At 71.2% G+C, this 26,065-nt stretch carries 12 protein-coding genes; all 12 read right to left on the reverse strand.

Annotated features, from left to right (window positions below; all coding sequences use genetic code 11):
- Nucleotide 1: 1 nt before the first annotated feature.
- Genes JJV70_RS01125 through JJV70_RS01180 form a run of 12 tightly spaced genes read right to left on the reverse strand, consistent with a single transcriptional unit; the run spans nucleotide 2 to nucleotide 26,009 of the window.
- On the reverse strand, nucleotides 2-2,503 hold the full coding sequence (locus JJV70_RS01125) for a lantibiotic dehydratase (RefSeq protein ID WP_219045580.1): 2,502 nt from the start codon (nucleotides 2,501-2,503) through the stop codon (nucleotides 2-4).
- Nucleotides 2,500-6,270, reverse strand: coding sequence for a condensation domain-containing protein (locus tag JJV70_RS01130; protein ID WP_219045581.1), 3,771 nt, complete (start codon nucleotides 6,268-6,270; stop codon nucleotides 2,500-2,502). Before JJV70_RS01130 ends, JJV70_RS01125 begins: the two co-directional genes overlap by 4 nt.
- Nucleotides 6,267-7,793 (reverse strand): class I adenylate-forming enzyme family protein, encoded by a 1,527-nt coding sequence (locus JJV70_RS01135; protein WP_219045582.1) that lies wholly within the window; start codon nucleotides 7,791-7,793, stop codon nucleotides 6,267-6,269. The genes JJV70_RS01130 and JJV70_RS01135 overlap by 4 nt, the downstream gene beginning before the upstream one ends.
- Nucleotides 7,777-9,600: an ABC transporter ATP-binding protein gene (locus tag JJV70_RS01140; protein WP_219045583.1), complete on the reverse strand. Its 1,824-nt coding sequence runs from the start codon at nucleotides 9,598-9,600 to the stop codon at nucleotides 7,777-7,779. The genes JJV70_RS01135 and JJV70_RS01140 overlap by 17 nt, the downstream gene beginning before the upstream one ends.
- Complete coding sequence (locus JJV70_RS01145; RefSeq protein ID WP_219045584.1) at nucleotides 9,600-11,393, reverse strand: ABC transporter ATP-binding protein; 1,794 nt, start codon at nucleotides 11,391-11,393, stop codon at nucleotides 9,600-9,602. Before JJV70_RS01145 ends, JJV70_RS01140 begins: the two co-directional genes overlap by 1 nt.
- A complete protein-coding gene (locus tag JJV70_RS01150) occupies nucleotides 11,390-15,931 on the reverse strand; it encodes a non-ribosomal peptide synthetase (RefSeq protein ID WP_219045585.1) in 4,542 nt (1,513 codons plus the stop codon). The genes JJV70_RS01145 and JJV70_RS01150 overlap by 4 nt, the downstream gene beginning before the upstream one ends.
- A complete protein-coding gene (locus JJV70_RS01155; protein WP_219045586.1) occupies nucleotides 15,928-18,453 on the reverse strand; it encodes a condensation domain-containing protein in 2,526 nt (841 codons plus the stop codon). The genes JJV70_RS01150 and JJV70_RS01155 overlap by 4 nt, the downstream gene beginning before the upstream one ends.
- 1 nt (nucleotide 18,454) lies before the next feature.
- The gene (locus tag JJV70_RS01160; RefSeq protein WP_219045587.1) at nucleotides 18,455-20,341 is read right to left on the reverse strand and encodes a non-ribosomal peptide synthetase; all 1,887 of its coding nucleotides are present in this window, start codon (nucleotides 20,339-20,341) and stop codon (nucleotides 18,455-18,457) included.
- Between the two features lie 45 nt (nucleotides 20,342-20,386).
- On the reverse strand, nucleotides 20,387-22,246 hold the full coding sequence (gene asnB, locus JJV70_RS01165) for an asparagine synthase (glutamine-hydrolyzing) (RefSeq protein ID WP_219045588.1): 1,860 nt from the start codon (nucleotides 22,244-22,246) through the stop codon (nucleotides 20,387-20,389).
- Between the two features lies 1 nt (nucleotide 22,247).
- Nucleotides 22,248-23,684 (reverse strand): condensation domain-containing protein, encoded by a 1,437-nt coding sequence (locus JJV70_RS01170; protein WP_219045589.1) that lies wholly within the window; start codon nucleotides 23,682-23,684, stop codon nucleotides 22,248-22,250.
- Nucleotides 23,674-25,056, reverse strand: coding sequence for a condensation domain-containing protein (locus tag JJV70_RS01175; RefSeq protein WP_219045590.1), 1,383 nt, complete (start codon nucleotides 25,054-25,056; stop codon nucleotides 23,674-23,676). Before JJV70_RS01175 ends, JJV70_RS01170 begins: the two co-directional genes overlap by 11 nt.
- Nucleotides 25,053-26,009, reverse strand: coding sequence for a fatty acid desaturase (locus tag JJV70_RS01180; RefSeq protein ID WP_219045591.1), 957 nt, complete (start codon nucleotides 26,007-26,009; stop codon nucleotides 25,053-25,055). Before JJV70_RS01180 ends, JJV70_RS01175 begins: the two co-directional genes overlap by 4 nt.
- Nucleotides 26,010-26,065: the final 56 nt, after the last annotated feature.

Raw genomic sequence — 26,065 nt, forward strand, 5'->3', positions numbered from 1 at the left:
CTTACTTGTCCACCGCGATGATGCGGAACTCGCTGGTGTATCCGAGTCTCTGACTGTCTCTCAGCCAGGTCTGCTCGGTGGTCGGAAGCATCTCGCCGACCGAGATGGTCAGGCTGTCCTCCGGCTGCTCGGGGGCACCGCGGACGACGTGGGCGAAGGCGTTGACGAACAGCGGGCTGTCCAGGTCGACATAGAACGGCTTGGTCTCGTGGGCGTCCTTGACAAAGACGAACCGGGGAACCGCGTGTTCGCGGGCCCAGGCACGTGCGGCCGTGAAGCGGGCCGCCTCGTCCTTCTCCCAGGCGAATGCGAGTTCAGCCGGGTGGAACCGCCAGGACTCGCGGCACACCACCAACTTGTCCACGGTCACCCGCGGGGTGTGCCTGCGGGCCGGCATCAGCTGGAACCGGTTGACCACCTTGAAGCCGATCGCCTCCGCGAGCAGTTCGACCAGGTCGAACTCCGGACCGTCGGTGCCGGCGCGGGCCACCACCCGGCCGTCGCGCAGGCCGATGCGGACCTCCGCGGCGTTGAGCGCGCGCGGGTGACCGGTCATCCAGGAGCCCTCGTCGCCGAGCAGCAGGTGGTAGTCCCGGTCGGTGAACAGACAGGTGGAGGTGCGGGTGGAGTAGAGCCATTCCTTGGGCAGGACCGGTCGCACCCGGGGGACCTGCATGTCGGCCAGGGTCGCCCGCTCCAGCGCGTCCGGGTCCGGATGCTGGTCCACGAAGAGCAGGTTGCGCAGGGTGTTGACGCCGACGTGCAACTCACCCATGACCAGCTGGTAGTCGCCTGCGGCGACCGCCTCCTGCCCAGTGGCGGCGATCATCACGTCCGGCGCCTGGTAGCGGGCGCCGGCCCAACCCGGAGCCGCGGCCGCGAAGGTCCGGGCGACGAGCGGACGCAGCCGCTCCGAGGCGAACGTGACGCTGCGGCCCTCCAGGGGGCCGAGCACGGTGCCCCAGCGCTCCTGTAGTTCGGACACGGCACGGTCGACGATCCGCTGGTCCGGGCCGAGGACAGCTGACTGGACGTGGGGCAGGATGTCGGTCAGCCGGAGTTCCGCGTCCGGACGCCCGGCGATCAGCAGGTCGTACGCGTGCCGGAACTCCTTGCGGTACCCCTCGGCGACACACGCGGTCAGCCAGCGGGCGGAGTCCAGTATCAGGGAGAGCGGGCGGCCCAGTTCGGCGAGCAGCTCGGGACCCATCTCGACCCGGTCGGCACGCCGACAGTCCTCGTACACCAGGGTGCGGGCGCCGTAGGTCTCGCCGTGTGCCCGGGTGGCCGCGGTGCCGGTCAGCTCGGTGAAGTCGGTCTCCAGGTCGGCGAGGGCCCGCTCCAGTTCGTCGGGCTTGCCGGCCGCGGCCGCTACCCGGTCCCGGGCGGCGGTGAGACGGTTCAGCCGGGCGAGGACGTCGGCGCGCAGGGCGGGATCGCCGATCCGCTCCAGCTGCTCGCGCAGCGCCAGCTCGGGGCGGGGCTGCAAGGGCAGTGCAAGATCCCAGGCGATGAGTCCGGTGGCTTGCAGGGATTCCAGCAGGGCCAGCCCCTCGGTCTCGCCGAGTCCCAGTTCCTCGGCGACGTCCACACCGGTACGGCCGCCGTCGCACAGCGCGAGGACGGAACGCAGCACCGCGGCCTTCGCGGAGGGCAGCTCAACGGTGCGGCCGGGCAGGCGGAGAGTGGTGCCCTCCAGGCTGGCGGTCGGCAGCCGACGGGGCGGGAACCAGCGGCGCAGCTCGGCCCCGGTACCCAGGGAGCGCACCAGGGCGTCCAGGCACCACTGCTCGAAGTACACCTCACGGCGGGCCACCAGCGAGTTGCCGGGGGCGACGGTGAGAGGTGCCCCCTCAGGAACGGCCTCCGCCCAGCCGACCGGTCCGAAGAACCCAATGGAGTCGTTCTTGACCGTGTAGCGCTGCAGGTATCCGGCGACCAGGGCTTCGTGCTCGCGACGGCGGGAGTTGCGCCGTCCGTCGCCGCCGACCTTGCGCACGCCGTCGGTGTATGCCTTGCGGTTCTGCCAGAGGACGGCCTCGCGGAAGCGGGGCTCGGCGGCGGTGCGGTCGAGGACGGCGGACAGCCGGGCGAGGTCCTCGGCGAAGGCCTTGTCCAGGTCGCGTTCCGCATCGGCGACTCGTGCCTCGGCGGCGGCGAGCGCGCCCACTGCGGGCAGCGAGGCGCACTCGGGTCCGGGCAGGCCGCCCTTGTTCAGCCGGCTGATCGCACGCAGCAACGGACGCCGGCGGGTGATGTCACCCCATGCGCCGACGGCGCGCAGGGTGTCGAGTTCCGTGCGGAGCGCCTCCACCGCGGTGGCCCGGGCGGCCGCCGCCGCAGCACGGGCCTCCAGCAGCCGGTCGGCGGCCGCGGCTCCGCCTGGCGCGGCCAGGTCGAGCACCTGGCCGGCCGGAAAGCCGGTGCCGCGCAGGCCCATGGTCCGCCAGATCCGCCACTCGCCGGACGGAAGGGGGACCAGGTGGCCGGCGAAGTCGGTCACAGTTCGCCTTCCTCTCGGCCGGCGTCGGCGGAGGCCGCGCCTTCCTTGGCCCACAGCAGCGCGTCGATGATCGCCGCTCCCTGTGCGACGGTGCGGGTCTGCATCACGCTGCGGACGGGCACGTCCACGCCGAGGGCGTCGCGGACACCCGAGATGAGCTGGACGGCGAGCAGCGAGTGGCCGCCCAGCTCGAAGAAGTCGTCCTCGACGCCAACGGGTTCGACCCCGAGCACCTCGGACCAGATCTTCGCCAGTATGCGCTCGGTGTCGGTGCGGGGTGCCACGTAGCGGGTCAGGGCGTCCTCCTCGTTTCCGGCGTCGCGTGTCGCGCGCCGTGCCAGCAGTTCGGCCGGGCAGAGCTCGGCGACGGGAGTGTCGGGCCGTTCCAGGAGGTCGTCCAGGACGGTCCGGTAGTGCGCGGCCAGCCGCTCCGCGGTGGACTCGGTGAAGATGTCGCTGCTGTATTCCAGGGCCGCGTGCAACTCGGGCCCCGCGTCCACGACGGTGAGCATCAGCTCGTACTGGGCTGTGCGGTGCGGCAGCGGGTACGGGGTCAGGCGCAGCCTTCCCCACGAGGTGGCGGCCCCGGTGTCCATACCGAGGACAAAGCCGGCCGTCTCCGCGTGCGCATGCGGCCGCTGTAGCACGAACACCGCCTGGAAGAGCGGGTTGCGACCGGGCTCGCGCCGGGGCTGGACCGTCTCCAGGACCAGGGAGATCGGACAGGCCTGGTGGTCCAGGGCGGACAGCACCGTCTGGTGCAGCCTTCCGGTGAAAGCGCGGGGCGTCACACCCTCCTCGAAGCTGCCGCGGACGGCCACCATGTTGGTGAAGTAGCCGACGACGTCCTCTGCGCCCTTGGCACCGCGGTTCGCGGCGGCGGTGCCGACCACCAGTTCCGGACTTCCACTCGCGTGATGCAGAGCGATCTGGAAGGCGGCCAGCAGGACCGTGTAGAGCGTGGTCCCGGTCTCCTTGGCGAAGGCGCGGACACGCGCGGTCCGCCCTGCGTCGACGCGGAACGGAACGCGGCCGCCACGGTAGCTGGGGGTCGCCGGGTGCGGCGCGTCCAGCGGGAGGTCGAGGAGCGGCTGTGGGCCGGCGAGTTCCTGACGCCAGTAGTCCAGCATGGCCCGGCCGGTGGGTCCGGCCAGCAGCCGCCGCTCCCGGCGGACCTGGTCGGCGTAGCGACCGGCCGGGGCTTCCGGCGCCGGAGTGGTGCCGGCGGCCAGGGCCGTGTATCCGCGGCCCAGCTCGGCGGTGAGGTTGACCACCGACCACAGGTCGGCGGCGATGTGGTGGACCGTCAGCAACAGGACGTGCCGGTCCCCGGCCCTGACCAGCAGGTCGGCCCGGAACACCGGGTCGTGCTCCAGGTCGAACGGGCGGTGGGCGAGAGCGAAGGCCCGCTCGGCGAGTTGTTCCGCTCCGTCCGCCCGGGCGTCCGTCACGTGCAGCTCGACCGGGTCATCGGCGCGGAAGGGCACAATCTCGCCCTCGGTCACCCGGTAGCGGGTGCGCAGTATCTCGTGCCGTTCGGACACCTGGCGGAGGGCCGCGCGCAGCGCGTCGGTGTCCAGCGGCCCGGCCAGTTCCACGGCGACCGGGATGTTGTAGGCGGAGGCGCCCGGTGACTGCTGCTGCACGTGCCAGATCGAACGCTGCCCGAGGGTTGTCCCCGGCCCGTCGGATTCGGCGGCCGGGGCGGCCACGGTTCCCGAAGCGGCTCCGCTCTCCGCGCCGGTCGCGGGGTCCGTCACGAGGGTCGCCTCGGCAGCCAGGGCGGCGAGGTCCGCGCCGCCCAGCATCCGGCTCAGCGGTAGTTCGACGCCAAGGTCTTCGCGGATCCGGTTGACGAGCAGGACCGCGGCCAGCGAGTCGATGCCCAGGCTGGTAAGCGGCACCCCGGTGGTGGCGACCTGTTCCGTGGTGCCGCCGAGGGCGTCGGCGATCCGCCGCCGCAGCACCTCCAGAACAAGCGCCGTGCGCCCGGCCGAGTCCAGGGCGGCCACCTCGGCCGGGCCGGGCTCGGTCGAGGCGGCGGCCGTCCCGGCAGTCCCACCGCCAAGCGGTTCGAACCCCCCGGCCGCATGACGCTGGCGGCTCAGCGAGCGCTGGATCTTGCCGCTTGTGGTCTTGGGGATCGCACCGGGCTTGAGCAGGAGCACCTCGTGGACGGCGACATCGCACCTGTCCATCACAGCGGCACGCACGGCCGCCGTGGCCTCCGCCACATCGATCGTGGCCAGCGCACGGCCCTCGACCTCCTGGAGCACCACAAGCACCTGCTCGCCGTCGTGCTCGGCGGCCACGGCCGCGCCGCATCCGGAACGGAAGGAGGGGTGGGCCGCCTCGACCGCGAGTTCGATGTCAGTGGGATAGAAGTTGCGGCCGCGGACGATGATCAGGTCCTTGTGGCGTCCCGTTACAAACAGTTCGCCGCCGGCGAGGAAGCCGAGGTCCCCGGTGCGCAACCAGGTGCGCCCGTCCGCGTTGTCCTGTCCGGCGGGCCGGGCGGCAAAAGCCTCCCCGGTGGCAGCCGGGTTGTCCCAGTACCCCTGGGCGACGCTCGGCCCGTGCACCCAGATCTCACCGATCCGGCGTTCGGGCAGCGGTTCCCGGGTACCGGGCTCGACGATCAGCACCTGCTGATCGGCGGCGGGCCGACCGGTGCCGACCAGCTGTCGGGCCGGTCTGTCCGGGCCAGGCTCGTCGGCCCGGCCCGACTCCAGGCCGGCGGCGTCCACCGCGAGCACCGTCGGTTCGGCGGCCGCCGTGGCGCCGGTGACAAACAGGGTGGCCTCCGCCATGCCGTAGCAGGGCAGGAAGCTGCTGCGGCGGAACCCGCAGTCCCCGAATGCCTCTTCGAAAGCGTCCAGGGTAGACGCCCGGATGGGTTCGGCGCCGTTGAACGCAACCCGCCAGGTGCTGAGGTCTAGTTCCGCGCGATCGGCGTCGGTGGCGAGCCGGGCGCACATCTCGTAGGCGAAGTTGGGGCCACCGCTGAGCTGGGCCCCCTCGGTGGAGACGGCCCGCAGCCACCCCAACGGGCGGCGGAGGAAGCTCATGGAGGACATGAGGGTGACCGGGAAGCCGGCGTACAGGGGGGTGAGGATGCCGCCGATCAGGCCCATGTCGTGGTACGGCGGCAGCCACACGACCGCGCTGGTGTCCTCGTCGCAGCCGAACGCGTCCCCGATCATGGCGAGGTTGTGCAGCAGGTTGCCGTGGCTGAGGACCACGCCCTTGGGCGCCGCGGTCGATCCCGAGGTGTACTGCAGGAAGGCCGGGCTCCCGGCGTCCGGCAGCTGCCCGGCCCACCGGTTGGCGAGTCTGGCGTCCAGGCCGTCGGTGGCCTCCGCGCGCAGAGCGTCCAGGCCAAGGCCGGCGCCGTCGCGACCGAGCAGATCGAGCACCGGGGACACGGTGAGGGCGAACCCGGCTCGGGCGTCGGTGGCGATCGAGCCGAGCCGGGAGGCGTTGCGCACGGAGCGCGGCGGATAGACCGGGACCGGGACCACACGGGCGTACAGGGCGCCGAAGAAGGCCCTGATGTAGTCGAGGCCCGGCGGGTACAGCAGCAACGCACGGTCGGTGGCCTTGGCGCCCCGCTCGCGCAGCAGCCCGGCCACCGCCCGGGCGTCCCGGTCCAGTTCGGCGTAGCTGATGGTCTCCGCGGAGTCGTCGTCCCCGAGGAAGCGGTAGGCGGTGCGGTCCGGTGCCGCTTCGGCCCGGACGCGCAGTAGCTCGACGAGAGTCAGGGTCATGGGCGTCTTTCCCCCTGGTGGCGTGTGCGGCTCCGGACGCCAGCAGCGGCCACCTCGGCGCGCCGGATCTTGCCGGATGAGGACTTCGGAAGCGCGGCGACGAACTCGACGCCGCCAGGCACCTGGTACGGCTGGAGCCATTCCCTGCACCAGGCGCCGAGTTCGGCGGCCGTCAGCGGTCCGGTCGCGACAACGGTGGCCCGTACCCGCTGGCCGCCTTCCGGCAGGTCCTCCCCCCACACCACGGCCTCGGCCAGCAGCGGGTGCCCCAGCAGGACCTGCTCGACCTGCGTCGGATTGACCTTCTTGCCGCCTACGTTGACAAACGTGTCCTCGCGGCCGATCAGGTGCAGCCGTCCTGCGTCGTCCAACCGTGCCAGGTCACCGGTCCGGTACCAGCCCTCGCGCAGCACCTCCGCGGTGGCGCCGGGACGGTCCAGGTAGCCCAGGAACATGGCGGGAGTCCGGACGAGCAACAGGCCCTCGTCACCCGGGGCGACGTCCGCGTCCGCCTTGTCGACCAGCCGCACCTCGACGCCCGGTGCCGGGCGGCCGACTTCCCCGGCCGGTGCCGGCGCGGCGTCCGACTCCGGCTGCCGGCTCGCGATGATCCCGGCCTCGGTGCAGCCGTAGACCTCGCTGATACCTGTGCCGAACCGATCCGCGAACCGTTCGGCGGTCGCCGGTTGCAGAGCCGCCCCGGAGGACAGGCACAGCCGCAACGCGAGGGGGCCGGCGGGGGCCGCCGCGCCAGCGGATCGGACGAGCAGGTCGCAGGCGAGCGGAGTGGCGACGAGCACGGTGGCGCCGGTGCGACGGAGCTCGCCCAGAAGGCGGCCGGGGGTGAAGCGGCCGAGTACCACCAGGCGGGCGCCGGTCAGCAGCGAGGTGACCAGACCCGCGACCATCCCGAAGGAGTGCAGCAGTGGCACGGCCGCGAGCACGGTGTCCTCGGGGCCGTAGCCGAACGAGGCCCGGTAGATCAGGGAACCCCGCACCAGGTTGTGCTGGGTGTGCACAGCCGCCTTCGGCGCTCCGGTGGAGCCGGAGCTGAACTGGTGCAGGAACGGGGCGTTCCCGTCCGGCTCCGGTGGGGCCGGACGCCCGGCCGGTCCCACCTGCGGCAGGCCGTCGGTTTCCATGACCGGGCCCCGCCATCTGCCGGCCGCGTCCAGGGCGATCAGCCGCTCGGAGCGGCCGATCAGCACAGGGGCTTCGGCCTCGGTGGCCAGCCCTTCGAGTTGGGTCAGGGTGGCGTCGGGCTCGGCGGGTACCAGCCTGACGCCCGCCCTGGCGGCCGCCAGGAAGGCGACCACGCAGTCCGGTGTGTTGTCGAAGAGCAGGACGGCGGGACCGGCGCCTGCCGCGGCGAGCCGGGCGGCCGCCCTCTCGGTCTGCCGGTGCAGGTCGGCGAAGTCCAGTCGGACCCCGTCCTGTTCGACGGCGGTGCGGGCGGGCCACCGGTCAGCGGCCGCGGCCAGCAGCCCGCCCAGGGTGCGGGGCGTGTCAGCGGAGGACTGCATCGGCGTCCTCCTTGGCGGCTTCGAAGTCGAGCGTCTGGTGGCGGAAGTAGTGGTCGTACAGCTCGGCGTACCGACCGCCGGCCGCCCGCAGGGAGTCGTGCGTGCCCTGTTCGGCGATCCGTCCGCCGTCGACGACCAGGATCCGGTCCGCCTTGCGGACCGTGGGAAGCCGGTGCGCGACCACGACGGTCGTGCGGCCCGCGGAGGCGGCGTCCAGCCCTTCCTGCACCAAGGCCTCCGTGAGCGGATCCACGCTGGCGGTGGCCTCGTCGAGGATCAGCAGGGACGGGTCTCCCAGCATCACCCGGGCGAGCACGATCAGTTGCCGCTGGCCTGCGGAGAGGCTGCTGCCGCCCTCGTTGACCGGCGTGTCGAGACCCTCCGGTAGGACATCGAGCCAGTCGCCACCGGCCACCGAACGGGCGGCGGCCAGGATCTCCTCGGGCGTGGCACCGGGCCGGCCGAAGCCGATGTTCTCACCGACGGTGCCGGAGAAGAGGAACGGCGCCTGCGGGACGATGCCGAGGTGGCTCTTGTACGCGTCAAGATCCAGCGTGCGGATGTCCTGTCCGTCGATCAGCAGTTCGCCGGCGCCGAACTCGTAGGCCCGTGTGATGAGCCGGATGATGCTCGACTTGCCGGCTCCGGTGTGGCCGACCAGAGCGACCGTCTCACCGCCTTCGATCCTGAGGTCGAGTCCGGTCAGGACGGGCCGGTCGGCCCGGTAGCCGAAGTCGACGCCGCGGAACTCGACGGTGCCCGAGAGCCGGGGTACCGGGAGTCTGTCGCTCTGCCGGACGGCGGGTTCCCGGTCCACCAGGGCAAAGATCCGCTCGGATGCGGCCAGGCCCTGCTGGAACTGGTTCCAGAAGGAGGCGATGCTGGTCAGCGGGAACCAGAACAGCATCAGGGCCTCCAGGAACAGGGACCATTCCCCCGCCGTGACGGCACCCTCGGTGAGCAGCCCCCCGCCGAGCACAACAACACCGACTGTGCCCAACCCGGTGAGGGTGAGCAGCAGCGGGAAGATTCCGCTGAACAGCCGGTTCAGCCGGACGGTGGCCCGGTACCAGCGCTGGTTGACCTCGACCAGACCGGCGTGGGTGGACTCCTCCCGCTGGAAGTTGCGGGCCACGGCGATACCGCGGAGCGTCTCCTGTACGTACGCGTTGATCTGCGCGAGGGACCTCTGCTGCTGCCGCGAGGCACGCCGGGACACCCACCGGAACCCCAGGCTGACCAGCACGATCAGGGCCGCTGTGCCGGCGGTGACCAGGGCCAGCGGAAGGTTGATGACCATCATGGCGAGCAGCAGCAGGCCGATCATCAGGACCTGGCCGACCAGCCCGAGGGTGAGCGTGGCCAGGGTGGCGAACGCCTGGGTGTCCGCGGTGATCCGGCTGGCCACCGATCCTGACGACTGGGCGTCGTGGAACGACATGTCCTGCCGGAGCACCGCCTCGAAGGCACGCCGCCGCATCTCCAGCACCACGTCGCCGACCAGGACGCCCACGGCACGCTGCTGCAGGAAGGTGAGCAGCCAGGCGACGACGCCGGTGCCGAGCGCGGCCGCGGTCAGTGGCAGCACCGCGTCGCCGAGGCTTTCCTGCTCGGCGTTGTCCACGATGTTGGCCACCAGCAGCGGGAACGCGGCGCCGGCCACCGCCGCGCCGACCACGGCCAGCGCGATCAGCGCGACCGTCCTCCTCCTACCGGCGAACAAAGGGCGGATCCGGCGCAGCAGTTCCCGGTCCCCGTAGGCTCGGTCGTAACTGTCCGCGGAGATCCCGTCGAGTATGTGTGCCATCAGTGGACTTCCTCTCCGGACCGGCCGGCCGTCTCCCGCAAGTGCGGCGCGAAGATCCGGTGGTACAGATCGCAGCTCTCCAGCAGTTCCTCGTGTGTGCCTTGGCCGACGATGCGGCCCCGGTCCAGTACCAGGACCAGATCGGCGCTGCGGATCCGGGAGAGCCGGGGGGTGACCATGAAGGTGGTGCGGCCCGCGGCGGCACGCCGGACGGCCTGCTGGATCTTCTGCTCGGTAGCGCTGTCCACGGCGCTGGTGGAGTCGTCCAGCACGAGGATCCGTGGGTCCGCCAGCAGGGCGCGGGCGATGGCGATGCGCTGCCGCTGACCGCCGGACAGGGTGGCCCCGCGCTCGCCGACCAGAGTGTCGTAGCCGTGCTCCGTGGCGGTGATGAACGCGTGGGCGTGCGCGGCCCGGGCAGCCTCCTCCAGCTCGGCCCGGGAGAGTTCGCGGTCCGTGCCGAAGGCAAGGTTGTCCGCGATGGACCGGGAGAACAGCACGACGTTCTGCTCGATCACCGAGATCTGTGAGCGCAGCGTCTGGGCGTGCCAGCCGGTGGTGGCCACCCCGCCCACCCGCACCTCACCGGAGTCCGGCGTGTAGGTGCGGTTCAGCAGTTGGAGCAGAGTCGACTTGCCGCTGCCGGTAGGCCCCACGAGGGCGACGGTCATGCCCGGTTCCACGGAGAAGGAAACGTCTTCGAGGACCGGTTTGCCCTCGTGGCCGAAGGAGACCCGGTCGAAGACCACCGTGCCCTCGATCTCCGCCCGATGGCCGGTCTCGGAGTCCTCCGAACCTGCCCGGTCGGTGATGACCTCAAGGATCCGGCGGGCACCGGCGATACCCAGGAAGACTAGGCCGATGCTGAACGAGGCCAGCTGGGTTGGCGCCCGCAGAGCGCTCATCAAGCCGAGGAAGGCGATGAACTGACCAATCGTCAGGGATTCGGTGGAGACCAGGTGGGCGCCGTGCAGCAGGCCGGCCGCCAGCGCGGCCACCAGCAGCAGGGTGGGCAGGTACAGGGCCTGCGTCTTGGCCTGGTGTACCGAGGCGTCCCGGTAGGCGGTCGCCCGCTCCATGAAGCGGCGCTGCTCGGCAGCCCGGCGGCCGGTGGCTTCGACGGTCTCCATGCCCGCGATGGTCTGCGAGACCTGGGCGCTGAACTCGCCGAACCGGGCCCGGGTGGCCCCGGCGGCCGGATCGAGCCGGCGGCCGTACTCGGCCAGCGCGACGGCGAACAGCACGAGGAACACCAGCGGTACCAGCAGCAGCCGGGCATCGATCAGGCCGATGAACACGATCGGCACGATCAGGCCGAGCAGCATGTCGAGGGTGAGGTCCATGCCGGGCGAGAGCGCCAGGTTGACGGCCTGCGCGTCACCGGTGGCCCGGGCCGAGAGGTCACCGACCGGGCGCCGGTTGAAGAAGTGTTGCCCCTTCTGGAGCAGCGAGGAGAACAGCGTGGCCCGCACGTCGCGTTCCAGACCGCAGGCGTAGGCCTCCAGCGAGTACGTGGCGACAAAGCCGGCGATGCCGCGCACCGCGACGAGGAGCAGCAGCACCATCACCATGGTGTCGAACCGGTTCTGGTCCGGGGTGCTGCCCAGCAGGGAGTCAAAGGCTGCGCCGATGACAAGCGGGACCGCCGCGGCCAGCAGGTGCCATGCCAGCGAACCGGTGAGGTGGGCGGCGATCCAGCCCTTGGACCGGGCCAGGTGTGCCTTCAGGAACGGGCCGACCCGCTCGCCAGACGGCGGGGGCGGGGCCGCTCGCCGCTGCTTCGCAGTGGTCATGCGTTCTCCAGGGGGGTGTCGTCCAGGTCCGGGCCGGGAGCCTGGAGGTAGCCGCTGCGCACCAGTTCCGCGAGGTAGGTGTGCAGCAGGCGCTGATCGATCGTCGGGCAGGCGGTGCCGGACTCCAGGTACGCCGGCCGGGCCGGACCGGGTTCGGCGGCCTCAGGGCCGCTGGGGCCCGGTCCGGGGCCACCCTGCCCAGGGGTGGTGAACAGCTCCAGGAACGGGAACAGGGCGTTCTGCCAGGAGTGTGCGGCCGACTCCTGGAGGGCGGTGAGCCAGTCGGCGTAGGAGACCTTGCGGAGCCGGTAGCCGAAGGCGATGACCCATTCGAAGACCGTGTCCAGGCCGACCGGTTCGGGGTGGGCCAGGTCGAAGGAAGCCGGCTCCGCCCCCGGGCGGGAAGCGAGCGCCAGCAAGGCCCCGGCGACCCGGTCCACCGGCACCAGCTGCACCGGGAAGTCCAGGTCGGGGTAGCACCCGAGCTGAACACTGCCCTTGATGATCGCCCAGATCAAGTCCTTCGGGTTGCCGATTCCGGTGGCGCTGTGCCCGCCGACGTAGTCGGGGCGGTACACGTCGACCGGGACACCACGTCCCCGGGCGGCGACCGCCAGGTGCTCGGCGGCCCACTTGCTCTGGTTGTAGCCGCCGGTAACGGGCGCCGCCGGGGTGGTGCCGGGCTCAGGTACGGACGCGGTGGAGACGTGATGCACCGGAACACCGCCGCCGCGTGCGGCCAACCGCAGAACCTCCTGGGTGCCGTCCACGTTGGCGGCGCGCAGAGTGGTGTACGGCAGGGTGAAGCTCACCCAGGCGCCGCTGTGGTAGATGGCGTCAAGCCGGCTGGTGAGTTCGTCGAACCGCGCGGCACCGAGACCGAGCAGCGGCTTTTCCAGGTCTCCGGGCTCGACCACAACCCGGCCGTCCGCGGGCGCGGGCACTCCGTACCCGGCGAGGGTCTTTATCAGCCGCCGGGCGCCTTCCTCGGGGTTCTCGGCGCGCAGGAGGCAGTGGACGGTCGCCTCGGTGGTCCGCAGCAACCCGTCTAGCAGGTGGGCGCCGAGGAAGCCGGTGGCACCGGTGAGCAGCACGACCCGGGGTTCCGCGTCGCGCTTCCGCCGGGCTTCCGGCGCCACCGTGATCTCCGCGTCCAGCTCCGGCAGCGCGGTCAGCTCCCCGCCCGGTCCGCCGCTCCCTCCCGCGGGCGCAGGGGCGGTACGGGCGGCGTCCACCCGCTGGGCCAGCTCGGCCACCGTGGTCGCCTCGAACAGGGCGATCAGCGGCAGATCCACCTCGGTTGCCCGGCGCAGTTCAAACAGGACACGAGGCACCAGCAGGCTGTGTCCGCCGACTTGGAAGAAGTCGTCCTCGGGGGTGACCTCCTCGGCTCCGACGACCTTGCGCCAGATGTCGGCGACGAGTTCCTCGGTAGCCGTGGCGAACACGGCGGCGGGTCGCTCGGTGGGTTCCTCGGCGGGCGCGGGCAGCGCCTTGCGCTCGTGCTTGCCGTTGGCGTTCAGCGGTATCCGGTCGAGCAGGGTGATGGTCGACGGCACCATGTAGTACGGCAACTGGGTGCGCAGGTGGTCCTGGAGCTCCGCCGCATCGGCCGTGCTGCCGACCCGCAGCTCGACGTACCCGGCGAGGCGGCGTTCGCCCTTGGCGTCGGTGTGGACAACAACGGCGGCGGCCTGAACGGCGGGGTGCTGGCCGAGGACCGACTCGACCTCCTCCAGCTCGATCCGGAAGCCGCGGATCTTCACCTGGCGGTCCACCCGGCCCAGGACCTCCACATCGCCGGTTGGCAGCAACCGGGCCAGGTCGCCGGTGTTGTAGAGACGGGCGCCCGGCCGGTCGCTGAAGGGGTGCGGCAGGAACCGTTCGGCGGTCAGCGCGGGGCGGCCGACATACCCGCGGGCCAGGGCCAGGCCGCCGATGTACAGGGTTCCGTGGACGCCGACGGGTACGGGCTGGAGCCTGTCGTCGAGCACGTAGAACTCGGTGTTGGGCAGCGGCCGACCGATGGGGACCGGTTCCTCCTCGGACCGCTCCGGCATCGGGGTCTCGAACAGCCCGCTGTCAACAGTGGATTCGGTGATCCCGTACGAGTTGACCAGCCGGGTGCCGGGCGGGCAGAGCTTCTTGAGGTTCCAGTAGTCCCGCATGAACCAGATGTCTGCGCCGACCGCCAGCACCTTGAAGTTGTCCAGCAGCCGGCGCTGTTCGGCCACGTGGGCGCTGAGCAGGCGTATCACCACGGGGACGAGGTCTGCGAAGTCCACCCGCTCGCGCTGGAGCAGCTCGTACAGCCGGGCCGGGTCCAGCAGCGTCTCGCGGTGGCAGAGCACCAGGGTGCCGCCGGAGCACAGGGCGCGGACCATGTCGCCGGTGAAGACGTCGAAGGCGATGTTGGCGGCCTGGAGGTGGCGGCGGACCACGGTCCCCAGCTCGTAGACCCGCTCCCAGGAGCGGTAGGCGCTCATCAGCGCGCCGTGAGTCAGCATCGCGCCCTTGGCCCGGCCGGTGGAGCCGGAGGTGTAGACGAGGAAGGCGAGATTGTCCGAGACCGGCTGCGGAGCCTGCGCCGGGTCGGCGGCCGGGGCGTCGCTCGTGTCCTCGGCGCCCGCACCGGCGAGCCAGTCGTCGAGCCAGCCGACGGACATCCCGTCGGTCAGGCCCGGCATGGACTCGGCGATGTCGTGCCGGGTCAGCAGCAGTCTGACCGAGGCGTCGGCGAGGATGAACCGGAGCCGGTCGGCGGGGTTGGAGGGGTCGAGCGGTACGTAGGCGCCGCCGGCCTTGAGAACGCCGAGCACCGCGGCCACCGAGTCCGCACAGCGCGGCGCGCACAAACCGACCCGTACCTCGGGCCCGACGCCGAGGGCGCGCAGCCGGGCGGCGACGATCCCGGCTCGGCGGTCCAGCTCTCGATAGCTGACACGGTCCTCACCGTCCACCACGGCGATGGCGTCGGGGGCGGTCCGGGCATGCTCCTCGAACAGCGGATGGACGCACTCTGCGGGTCCGACCCGCACGGACACCGTGTTCTCCCGGGTCAGGACGTCGGTGCGCTCGGCGTCCGTCAGCAGCGGCAGAGCCGACAGGCGCCGCTGCGGGTCGGCCACGGCTCCGCCGAGCAGCCGCTCGAAGTGGCCTGCCATCCGCTCGATCGTCGCGTCGGTGTACAGGTCGGTGTTGCACTCCCAGTCGCAACGGAGCTGTTCGCCCTCGTCGACCACGTCGAGGCTCAGGTCGTACATGGCGGTGCGCCTGCCCTCCCCGGCGAACGGGGAGATGCGCAGGCCGGCCAGGTCGAGCGAGGCACGCGGCACGTTGTGCAGCGTGAGCATGGTCTGGAACAGCGGCGCGCGACTGAGGTCGCGGTCTGGCTGAATCTCCTCCACCACCTGCTCGAACGGCACGTCCTGGTGCGCGAAGTCGGCGAGGCAGGCCCGCTTCGTGCGAGCCAGCAGCTCGTCGAACGCGGGGTCGCCGGACAGGTCGGCCCGCAGGGCCAGGGTGTTGACGAGGAAGCCGATCAACGGCTCGGTTTCGGGCCGGCCGCGGCCGGCCACCGACGTGCCAACAATGATGTCGTCCTGACCCGAGTAGCGGTGCAGAAGCGCGGAGTAGCCGGCGAGCAGAGACATGAACAAGGTGGCGCCGTTGTCGGCGGCCAGCGCCCGCAACCCGCGGGTGACGTCAGCGGACAGGTGGAACGAGCGGGTGCGGCCGGCGTACGTCTGCACCGGCGGGCGGGCCCGGTCGGTGGGCACGCCGAGGCTGGGCGACTCGCCGCGGAACCGCTCTCGCCAGTGGGCCAGGCCGGCGGCCCGGCTCTCGGTGCTCAGCCCGCGCTGCCAGTGGGCGTAGTCGGCGTACTGGACCTCCAGCGGCGGCAGCGGATCGCCGCCACCGTCACGTAGCGCTGTGTAAAGGGTGGCGAACTCCTGGGTCAGGACACCCATCGACCAGTCATCGGTGATGATGTGGTGCAGGTTGATCAGCGCGACGGTCTCCTGGTCGGCCAACCGGACCAGGGTCACCCGGAACAGCGGGCCGTCGCCGAGGTCGAACGGGGTGGCCGCGTGGGCTGCGGCGAGTCGCCGCACCTCCTCCTCGGCCTCCTCGGCGCCCTGCACTTCTCGTAGGTCGACCCTCTCAGGGTGCCACCGGACGTCCTCCGGGGGCGTGACGACCTGAACCGGTTCACCGTTGACCGAGCGGAAGGTGGTCCGCAGGGTCTCGTGGCGATGGACCAGGGCCCGGAAGGCGGCCGTCGCCACCTCAAGATCGACCGGGCCCTCCAGGCGCAGCGCGTACGGCATGTTGTACGCGGTGTCGCCAGGGTTGAGCTGGTCGAGGAACCACAGCCGCTGCTGGGCGAACGACAACGGCGCCCCCGCGCTCGCGGGGCGGCGGCCGATCCCCGCGGGTGCCGCCGCGGCGCGACTGCGCAACCGGCTCAGGAGCAGGGCGTACTTGGCGGGCGACTGCTCACGTAGCTGCCGCAGTTTCTCCTGTGTATCGGTCATGCCGCGCCCTCCGATGCCGTCGCGGCGATCTGTGCGAGCGCCGCCGCGGCTGCGTCGGCGGCCGCGGCGGGCGCCGGGGTGCCGACCCAGTCGAGGTGGAGGCAACCGTCGCGCAGGTAGCTGACCACGTACGGAGTCCGGAGGCGGACTCCGAACGGGGCGGCCAGGTCATGGTCGGCGGAGCCGGCGTGCCGCAGTGGACTCCCAGCGGCGGGCAGGCCGTCAAGGTCGCCGAGGTGGGCGATGCCGACCGGAACCGCTCCGGCGGGAGCGGTGACCGGGGCATCGAGGGCCGAGCGGACCCGCTCGAACGTCAGTGCCGCCCCGGCTCCCGCCTCCGCACCGGCGACACCGGTCACCGCGAACAGGCCCGCCGGGTGGATGAGCGCGCCCGTGTGGTCGGTGACGGCGAGGAGTACGCCCGTCGCCCCGCAGGTCTCGGCGAGCCCGTGCGTCACCGCGGTGGCCACCAGGGCGGCGAGCGGGGTACCGGTGGCCGCGAGCGCCGCGGTCCGGTCGGCTTCGAGCACGGTGTGGCGTACCGGGTCGAGCGGACCGTCCCGCTCCACCGCCGGCGGCGCCCACAACTTACCGGCGGCGGGGGGCGGGTCGGCGGGCTCCGCCGCGCTCCGCGGCGCGGGTGCGGCGGGCAGCCCGGCGGACCCGCCGGCCGCGATCCTGCCGAGGGCCGTGCCGAGGTCGTCGAGCAGGCGCCGCCAGGCCTCGACGTCGACGGCGAGTTCGTGGACGATCAGCAGCAACTGGGGTTCGGCCTCGCGCCGTTCGACGAAGGCGGCCGCGAACAGCGGCCCCCGCGCCACGTCCAGCCGGGCCCGCAGCCGCTCGGCGGCCACCCGCAGGGCCCCGGCGACCCGCGTCGGCTCGTACCTGGTCAGGTCAAGGGCGGCCACCGGCACCCCTCCGGTCAGCCCGGCCACCTCGCGCCGCCAGCCGCCATCCTTGCGGCTAAACCGGGCGCGCAGGGCTTCGTGCCGCTGGACCAGGGCAAGCACGGCCTTGCGGACGTTCTCCGCCGTGGTGGCCTCCGGCAGGTCGAGCAGCAGGGCGCGCGCCCGGCCGTCGGGGCCGGCGCCATCCTGCTCCAGCAGCAGCCGCTGGGCGGGCGTGGGCCTGCCCGCGTCGGGCGCGCCGACGGGTGCCTGCGCCTCGGCGGTGTCCGGTGCGAGTCGTCTGCCTGTGCCGGGGGCCGGGTCGGGCAGGGCCTTCCGGTCCACCGCGCCGTCGGCCGTTCGTGGGAGCTCGGCGACCTCCACCCAGTGCTCCGGCAGAAGGATCTCCGGCAGCCGGGCGGCTACCGAGGCCCGCAGCTGGTCCGGGGGCAGCACGGTACGGGGCACGTAGTACGCGGCCATGCGCCGGCCGAGGCGGCTGCGGTCGCCGGGGTCGGTGTAGCCGATGGTCGCAAGCATGGAGCGGACCCGTCGCGTGTTGACCGGGGTGCGTAGCTCGGCATCGGCCTCGGCCCGGGACAGGTGGCCGAGCCTGACCTCCCAGCGGGTCGGCGACTCGTAGTTGTGGTAGCCCCGCTCCAGCCGGTGAACGTACACGCCGACGTCGTTGATCATGCAGTTGGAACTGCAGAAACCGGTGTCCTTCGGCGCCGCCCAGAGAGTCTCGGCCTCCGCCAGGAAGGCCCGGATATCGTCCTTGGTGACGTCGGAGTAACGGTAGTAGTCGACCACCTCGACGGAGTCGAGCATCCCGTCGGAGAGGTCAGAGCCGACCTGGTGGTAGACCTTGCGGCCGACCTCGAGCTGCTGCTCGATGCGCGCGGGGTCGAACTCACCGTTGCGGTAGAACCACAGCAGACGCTCGTCGATGATCTGCCCGCGGGAGAGTCCGGTGACTATGCTCGGGATTCCCCGCTCGTGGGCGAGCCGGTGGCTGAGGTCGAGCAGCGAGCGGAAACACCCGTTGCAGACGCTCTTGTGCTGTTCCAGGCTGCGCAGGAACACGCGGTTCTGATCGGCCCGGGTCATCGTGACGTGCTCGATACCCAGGGACTTGGTAATCGTCTCGACGTTCTCCAGCGCGGTCCGCGAGATGAACCCGTTGTCAAAGGTGAAGGTCATCACCCGCAGACCCATCCGGACCAGCTGGTGCAGCACATAGGTGCTGTCCTTGCCGCCGCTGAACAGCAGCAGTGCGTCGAAGCCGGACCCGGCCGCCTCCGCCCGTTCGCGCAGAACCCGGGTGAACTCCTCCACCTCGCCGAAGTAGGCGAGGATCTCCGGGCCGTTCTCGGCGTACATCAGGCACAGGTCGCAGACGCCGTCCCGGTCCAGCCGGGTGCCGGGGTAGGCCGCGTCCATGCCGCAGCGCACGCAGCGCTCAGCCGGCACGGAGTCGACGGCGACGCCCTGGAAGACGACGGCGCAGTCGGCGACCCGGTCGTCGGCGAGCAGCGCATCCTCGATCTGCCGCTCCAGGACCCGGATGTCGTCGCGGTCCAGGGAGCCAGCCTGCTCGGGGGCGGTCGTGGTGTCAGGAGGGGTGGTCACGTCAGTTCCCGCCGTTCTGGGCCAGCAGGCGCTCGGCCTCGGCCTCGTCGAGTCCGTCGAGGTCCGCGAGCAGGTCGTCCAGGTCGGAGCCGGCCGCGAGGAGGGCTTCCTCGATCTCTGCCGCCAAGCCCTCGATGGTCGGGGCCGCGAGGAACTTCTGGAGGTTGACGTCCACGCCGAACTCGGCGGTGACCGCGGCGATCAGCCTCATGACAAGGAGCGAGTGGCCGCCGATGTGGAAGAAGTCGTGGGTGACGCCTGGCTTGTCCACCGGCAGGAGCTTGGCCCAGATACCGGCGAGGGACTCCTCGGTGGCGTTGCGCGGGGCGACGTAGTCCTGCTCCGCCTGCTGCCGCGGCGGCAACGGCACAGGCAGGGCGCGGCGGTCCACCTTGCCGCTGATGGTGCGCGGCAGCCGCTCCACGGGGACGAACACCCGCGGCAGGTGGGCGTCGGGTACCCGCGGCGCGAGGTGCGCGCGCAGGTCCGCCGCCTCAACGGGCTGAACGGTCTCCACGAAGGCGCACAGGTACGCCGGGTTGCCCTCGTCATCCGGGACCGCGGTCACCGCCGCGTCCCGCACCGCGTGGTAGGCGCGCAGCAGGTGCTCGATCTCGCCAAGCTCGACGCGGACGCCACCAAGCTTGATCTGCTGGTCCCGCCGGCCGACGTACTCCAGGCTGCCGTCCGGGAGGGCACGGGCGAAGTCCCCTGTGCGGTAGACGAAGTCCTCCGGATCGTCGCCGAGCGGGTTGGGTACGAAGGCGGCGCGGGTGGCGTCGGGCTGGTGGAAGTAGCCCAGGGACATGTAGGGCGTGCGGATGTGGATCTCGCCCACGGCGCCGGGCGGGCACGGCTGGTTGCGGCCGTCGAGCAGGACCACCCTGGCTCCGGGCATGGCCTTTCCGATGGGAACGGTGGATCGCTCGGCATCCGCCGGGGTGACAAAGTGGAACATCTTCGTCATGGTGGTCTCGCTGGGGCCGTACAGGTTGAGCAGGCGGATCCGTTCGCCGTACCGGGCGAACCAGGTGGCGGCGTCGCTCGGCGCCAGCGGCTCGCCGGCCAGCGCGACACAGCGCAGTTCGGCGAGCTCGGGCCCGTCGGCCGTCAGCGAGGGCAGCATCCCGCGCCACACGGTGGGCACGGTGTGCACGAGGTTGATCCGCTCCTCGTCGATCCAGCGGGCCAGGGCCGGGCCGTCCAGGATGAGTCCGGCAGGGGGAACGCACACGGTTCCGCCGGTGGTGAGAGGCACGAACAGGTCGCGCAGGATCGCGTCGAAGGCCGGGGACGCCAACTGGCTGACCCGCGTGCCGGGGCCGATGCCCAGCAGTTCGGTCTCCCACCGGACGAAGTGGTCGATGCCCTGCATCCGGCCGACGATCGCCTTGGGCTGCCCGGTGGAGCCGGAGGTGAAGAAGGTGTACGCCGCGTCGTCCGGGCCCGGCTGGTGGATGCGCTCGGGGGCCGCGCCGGTCTGCTCGGCGTCCAGGTCCAGCGGCACCCGCCTCGCGAGCGCCAGGGACTCCAGGATCTCCTCCCCTCTCTCGGCGGCCGAGGCACCGACGATCACCCACTCGGGCGCGGTGGTCGTCAGCATGGTGCGTAGCCGCAGCGGCGGGGTCGCCAGGTCCACGGGGACGAACACGCCGCCCGCCTTGAGAACGGCCAAGATCGACACGACCAGCTCGCGCCGGTCTTCGGCCAGGATCGGCACCACACAGCCGGCGCCCGCGCCGGAAGAGCGTATGGCGACGGCCAGTTCGTCCGAGCGGGCGATGAGCTCCGCGTAGGTCAGCCGACCCTGCGGGCACTCAACCGCGATGTGGTCGGCGAAGCGCTGGGCGGCCTGCTGGACAAGGCCGTGCACTGCTTGGAAGGCCATCGAGCTTCCTCCATCAGACGGGGGGCCGGCGGCCACCCCAGTGGTTCAGGCGTCGGGAAGGGAATAGGTGTCGAGCAGTACGCCGAAGGTGAGGACGACCAGCATGAGGTCGTCGCCGAGGTGCGGGTGGACCTCGTAGCCAGGCTGTCGGTACTGCCCCTTGAGGTGCTCGACCACGTCGGGATCGAAGTAACCCTGCCGCTTGATCCGGTCGTACGAGAGCAGGTCCTCCACCCACTCGATCCGTTCGCGCAGCAGCGCGGGGCTGCCCTGGGCCCGGAACCCGAACTTCTCCCGGTGGATGATCTCCTCCGGCACCAGCCCCCGAGCGGCCTCCTTGAGCACGTACTTCTCGGTGCTTGCAGTCACCTTCAGGCGGGGCGGGACGGTTGTCGCGAAGCGGACGAGATCCGGATCGAGGAACGGGTACCGGGCCTCAACCGAGTTGGCCAGCGCCATCCGGTCCCCATGGTCGGAGAGCAGGTGGTCGGACAGCCGGAGCTTGAAGTCGAGGTATGAACGCTGGTGCACCGGGTGGCGCCCGCGCAACATCTCCGGGTCAACGACGGGGCAGGCGAGGCAGTCGAACTCAGCGTGGGCGTCCCGAAGGTCCGGGGCGTACAGGTCGAGCTTGGACTCCCTCCAGGCGTGGTAGTCCCGTTCGTAGAAGAGGTGCGGATCGCCCCACATGGTGCGGCGCAGGTCCTCCTCGAAGGGGTCGCCACCGGCCGACCGCCGGCCGCCGAGGTCGAAGCGGTAGCCCAGGTAGCCGGCAAAGAGTTCGTCGGCGCCCTCGCCGGTGAGGATCACGCGGGTACCGGAATCCCGCACCGCCGCCGACAGCGCCATCGAGCAGGTGTTGTAGGTCTCCTTGACCGCGCATTCGGCGTGCTTGACCATCCGGACCAGCCCGGCTGCGATGTCGCCCGGGCGGAACTCCCTCTCGGTGTGCACCGACCCCAACTGCCGCGCCATCAGGCGCTGGTGGCGGGACTCGTCGATGTCCCGGCCGGGAAAGGTGATGGAGAAGGACCGGGGCACCGCCCCCGTGGTGGCGCGGTGCACGAGCGCGCCGATGAGGGAGGAGTCGAGCCCGCCGCTCAGGTAGTAGCCGACGGGCACGTCCGCCTGGAGCCGCCGGCGCACCGACTGCTCCAGCAGTTCGCGAAGGGTGCCCACGTAGTACCGGTCGGAGTGCTCGGCCGGCTCCCCGGGCACGTCCACCGGGTAGTCCAGGTCCCAGTACTTCTCCGTGCGTACCGCCCCGTCCTCCACCAGCAGGAAGTGGCCGCCCTCCAGGCTGCTCACTCCCTGGAACAGGGTGCGCGCGCCGACGGTGCCGGGAAAGGTCAGCACCTGGTCGAGGCCGGTCAGGTCGGCCCGCCGGGGCACCGCCGGGTGCGCCAGCACAGCCTTGATCTCGGACCCGAAGACAAACCGGCCACCCGCCACCGCGTAGTACAGGGGCAGGATGCCCATGTGATCGCGGGCGAGGAAGAGCCGCTGGCGCCGGGTGTCGTGTACGGCGAACGCGAACTGACCGTTGAGTCGTTCCAGCAGCCTAGTGCCGTGCTCCTCGTAGAGGTGGACGATGACCTCCACATCGGTACGGGTGCGGAACCTGTGGCCTCTGGCCTCCAGTTCCGCCCGCAGCTCGCGGTGGTTGAAGATCTCGCCGTTGCACACCATCGCAACGGAGCCGTCCTCGTTGGTGATCGGCTGGTCCCCGTCCTCCAGTCCGACGATGCTGAGTCGGCGAAAGCCCAGCGCGACCCCGGCTCGCACCAGCCGACCGCCGGAGTCCGGGCCGCGGTGCAGCAGGGTCGCGGTCATCCGGTCAAGCACCTCGTCAGCCTCGGTGAGGCCGCTGCCGGCCAGGTCCGCGTATCCGGTGACGCCGCACATCTCAGAACCCCCCGAGGTCGTCGTTGAAGCCCGCGGCGCTGCCGGCCGGGCCCGCGGAGCCCAGGTCGAGCGCGGAAACCGGACGGTCGGGATCGGCGCACGCGTCGGTGAGCAGCGCCAGGTACTGCTGGGCGGTCCGCTCGATCGTGGAGTGGTCGAACAGCCGGGTGCTGTACTCCAGCTGGCCGCGCATCTCGTCCGCGAACTCGAACAGGTCGAACCGCAGGTCGAAGATCGAGGTGGTGCGCACGTCGTCCAGTCGGGTCATCACCACGCCCGGCAGTTCGGCCCGGCGCCGGCGAGGAGGGATGTTCTGCAGGATGAACATCACCTGGAACAACGGGTTGCGGTTCACCACGCGCTCCGGCCGCACCGCTTCCACCAAGGATCTGAAGGGCAGGTCCCGGTGGACGAAGCCCTGGAGCGCGGTGGTGCGGGTACGACTCAGCAGCTCGCGAAAGGTGGGGTCGCCCCCGACATCGCCGCGCATCACCAGGGTGTCGGCGAAGTAGCCGACCAGCGGCCCCCACTGGGGCCTGTCCCGGTTGCCCACCGGGGTGCCCACCAACAGGTCCTGCTGACCGGTCAACCGCGACAGCAGTGCCGTGAATCCGGCGAGGGTAACCATGAACATGCTGGCCCTGGAGGACCTGGCGAGTCGGCTGAGCGAGGTGCGCAACTCGTCAGGTACCTGGAAGACGTACCGGTCGCCGCTGAAGTCCGCACCTTCGGACCGCGGACGGTCGGTGGGGAGGTCCAAGGCGGCGGGGGCACCGGCCAACTGCCTGGTCCAGTAGTCCAGCAGTGCCTTTCCCCGTGGGCCTGCGAGCCGTTCACGCTGCTCACGCGCGTAGTCGGTGAACTGCGCCACCAGCTCGGGCAACGGCACCTCGACGCCGGTGAGCTCGCCCGCGTACAGGTCCGCGACCTCTTGGAGCAGCACCTGCACCGACCAGCCGTCGGAGACGATGTGGTGGATGACAAGCGCCATCACGTGCCTCTCGGTGCCGGTGCGCACCAACTCCACCCGAAAGAGGGGCGGTCGACCGAGATCGAAGGGCCGGTGCGCAGCCTCGGCGACCGTCCGGTCGGCCGCCGCGCGGCGATCCGCGTCGGGCAGCCCGGTGAGGTCGGTGATGGTGAGCGGCACCTCGACCTCACCGACCAGCCGCTGGTGGGGTACGCCGTCGGCAACAACGACGCAGGCCCTCAGCATCTGCTGGCGGTGGACAACGGCAGCCAGCGCCCGCCGCAGGGCATCGACGTCCAGCGGACCGTCCAGCTGCCACAGCATGGTGGAGTTGTAGGCGGCGTTCCCGGGGTCAAGCCGGTCAAGCAGCCACAGCTGTTCCTGGGTGACCGACAGCGGAGCGAGCGCGTTCGGTGCCCTGGAACCGGGGCCCGGGCGGTGTCCGGCGGGTGTAGGACTATGCGGCATGGTGCGCCCCCGTGGTCGCGATGAGCGTGGCCAGCGGGATCCCGGGGTCCTCGGCGGCGGCGGCGACGACCGCGTTGAGCTCCGCCAGCAGCGACGTGGCGTCCTCGTCGGAGAATCGGGAGCGGCGGTGGCTGAGCAGCGCCCGCAGGTCGCCGTCCTCCTCGTAGAAGACGAGGTCGATGTCGTAGAGCGTGCCGGGATCGTGGTTGAGAAGCCGGGCCGTCAGGCCGGGGAAGGCCGGCGGTACTTCAGGGGTGCTCTGGTGTGAGAACAGCACGTTCACTGGGGAGCGGAAGCCCCCGCCGCGGCGCGGACCAAGCTGTTCCACCACCCGCTCGAAGGGCAGGTCGCGGTGTGCGTAGGCGCCCAGCGCGGCCCGGCGGACGTCCCCGAGCAGGTCCCGGAAGGCCGCCCCGGGGTCGACCTCGGTGCGGATGACCAAGAGGTTGACGAGGAAGCCGACCGCGGAGGCGAACTCGGGACGGCTGCGCACCGCTGTGCGCGTGCCGACCGCGATGTCAGTGGCACCCGACCGGCGGTGCAGCACCACGACAAAGGCCGCCAGTAGCAGCATGAACGGAGTCACCCGCTCGCCCCGGTACACGTCACGCATCCGGTCGTGTACGGCGCGCGGCACCGTACTCCACCGGGTGGCCACGGTCTCGCCGGCCCTCCCGTCGGAGTGTGCCCGCGCCCCGGCCGAGGCAGAGCGCGGACGGGGCAACGGCACCGGCTTCAGGCCGGCCAGCCGCTCCGACCAGTACTCCAACTGACGCTGATGGCCTGGGCTTTCGCTCCACTCGCGCTGCCAACGCACGAAGTCGGGGAACTGTGCCGCTGGCTCGTCAAGGTCCGCCGGTACGCCCTCGCGTTCGGCGCCGTACAGCACGGCGAGCTCGGGCAGCAGGACGTTCCACCAGGAATAGGCGTCGGACACCAGGTGGTGCATGGTGAGACGCAGGGCATGTTCCTCGCGCCCGAGGGCAACCACGAAGGCACGCACCACGGGACCTTGGGCCAAGTCGAAGGGGGTGGTCTGGTCGGCGGCCAGCAGCGACGCCAGCTGCGCCTCCCGCTCGGCTGCGGGGAGCCCGGAGAGGTCCATCACCGGTAGCTCGACGCCGCTGTCGTCCAAGACCTGCTGTACAGGGCTGCCGTCCACCAGCGGGAAGGTGGTGCGGAGCGCGGCGTGCCGGCTCCGCAGCAGTTCCAAGGCCCTTTGCAGCGCCGGGATGTCAAGCGGTCCTGTGAGCCGGAAGGTCATCGGGTCGGTGTAGACGGACGACCCCGACATGCGTTCCAGGAACCACATTCCCAGCTGACCGGGGGTCAGCGGATAGCGACCGCCTGCCCGGGTGGATGCGGCCGTCACGGCTTCTCCCGACGCGTGCGGGCGCTACGCGCGTTGGCCTGGGCCTCCCGCGCTATGGCCCTGAAGAACTGGGGGTAGCTGGGCGACGTGTGCTTTGCGTACGCCAGTGTCAGCTCGTGGCGGCCACGCAGCTGGTTGATCGGCACGATCATGGCAGCGTGGTGCTCAATGTGCAGGTTATTGCCGTTGGTGTACCAGGTACTGAACCAACTACCGGTGATTGAGCGCGTGTTGTGCAGCACGTCAGTGGACAGGTTGTCACAGAGGATGTGCTCGGGCAGCTCGATGAGAAAGTGCAGCGGCACCGCGACCAGCAGCGGAAGCAGCCAGAGCCACAGGACCACCTCGCCGTGTCCGAAGGCGGCTAGCGCCACGGCGGCGAGGATCGGCAGGGTGAACATCCGGTACTCGGCCTTCACTTCGCGCTCGCGGTCCTTGGAGATCTGACCGATGTCGTAGGACCACGTACCGGCCCAGCACCGAGAGATGTCCGCGACCGCGGCGGCCAGTCGACCGAAGGCGAACGTCTCCCGGACGAGCGCGGACCAGGTGACCGGCTGCCGCGAGTCGAAGCCGAAGAACTCCGAGTCCTGGTCCGTCCCCAGGTAGCGGTGGTGCTGCAAATGGCGCACCCGGTAGTGACTGTAGGACACCAGCATGGGCACTCCCAGCGGCACCCCGACCAGCCGGTTCAAGCGCGCCCTTCGGAAGGCCGAGTGGTGCAGGCACTGGTGCTGGAGTTCCAGCCAGTGGGCGTACATGGCGCCGATGAGCACCACGCCGAGCAGCCGGGCGGGCCATGCCTCCACGAAGAGGACGAGCGCCGCGCCAGCGGTCCACATGCCGTATGCGACAAGCAGTTTGGCGATGAAGACGCGTTCGTCGGCCGCACTGACCTTGGCCCGGCGGAACAGGTCCTTCGGCGACGCGGCACTCGCGTCGGGCGTCGTCATGGACGAGACACCTTCCTGCATCAGCCTCCCGAGGGAACACCACGACGACCTGGCGG

It is taken from the genome of Streptomyces sp. JJ66, assembly GCF_019303495.1.
In the GTDB taxonomy this organism is placed as follows: Bacteria; Actinomycetota; Actinomycetes; order Streptomycetales; family Streptomycetaceae; genus Streptomyces.

Coding starts and splice junctions, on each gene's coding strand:
- JJV70_RS01130 (WP_219045581.1), bottom strand. CDS start 6,270: ATGACCCTGACTCTCGTCGAGCTACTGCGCGTCCGGGCCGAAGCGGCA.
- JJV70_RS01140 (WP_219045583.1), bottom strand. CDS start 9,600: ATGGCACACATACTCGACGGGATCTCCGCGGACAGTTACGACCGAGCC.
- JJV70_RS01170 (WP_219045589.1), bottom strand. CDS start 23,684: ATGCCGCATAGTCCTACACCCGCCGGACACCGCCCGGGCCCCGGTTCC.
- JJV70_RS01150 (WP_219045585.1), bottom strand. CDS start 15,931: ATGACCGATACACAGGAGAAACTGCGGCAGCTACGTGAGCAGTCGCCC.
- JJV70_RS01145 (WP_219045584.1), bottom strand. CDS start 11,393: ATGACCACTGCGAAGCAGCGGCGAGCGGCCCCGCCCCCGCCGTCTGGC.
- JJV70_RS01160 (WP_219045587.1), bottom strand. CDS start 20,341: ATGGCCTTCCAAGCAGTGCACGGCCTTGTCCAGCAGGCCGCCCAGCGC.
- asnB (WP_219045588.1), bottom strand. CDS start 22,246: ATGTGCGGCGTCACCGGATACGCGGACCTGGCCGGCAGCGGCCTCACC.
- JJV70_RS01135 (WP_219045582.1), bottom strand. CDS start 7,793: ATGCAGTCCTCCGCTGACACGCCCCGCACCCTGGGCGGGCTGCTGGCC.
- JJV70_RS01180 (WP_219045591.1), bottom strand. CDS start 26,009: ATGACGACGCCCGACGCGAGTGCCGCGTCGCCGAAGGACCTGTTCCGC.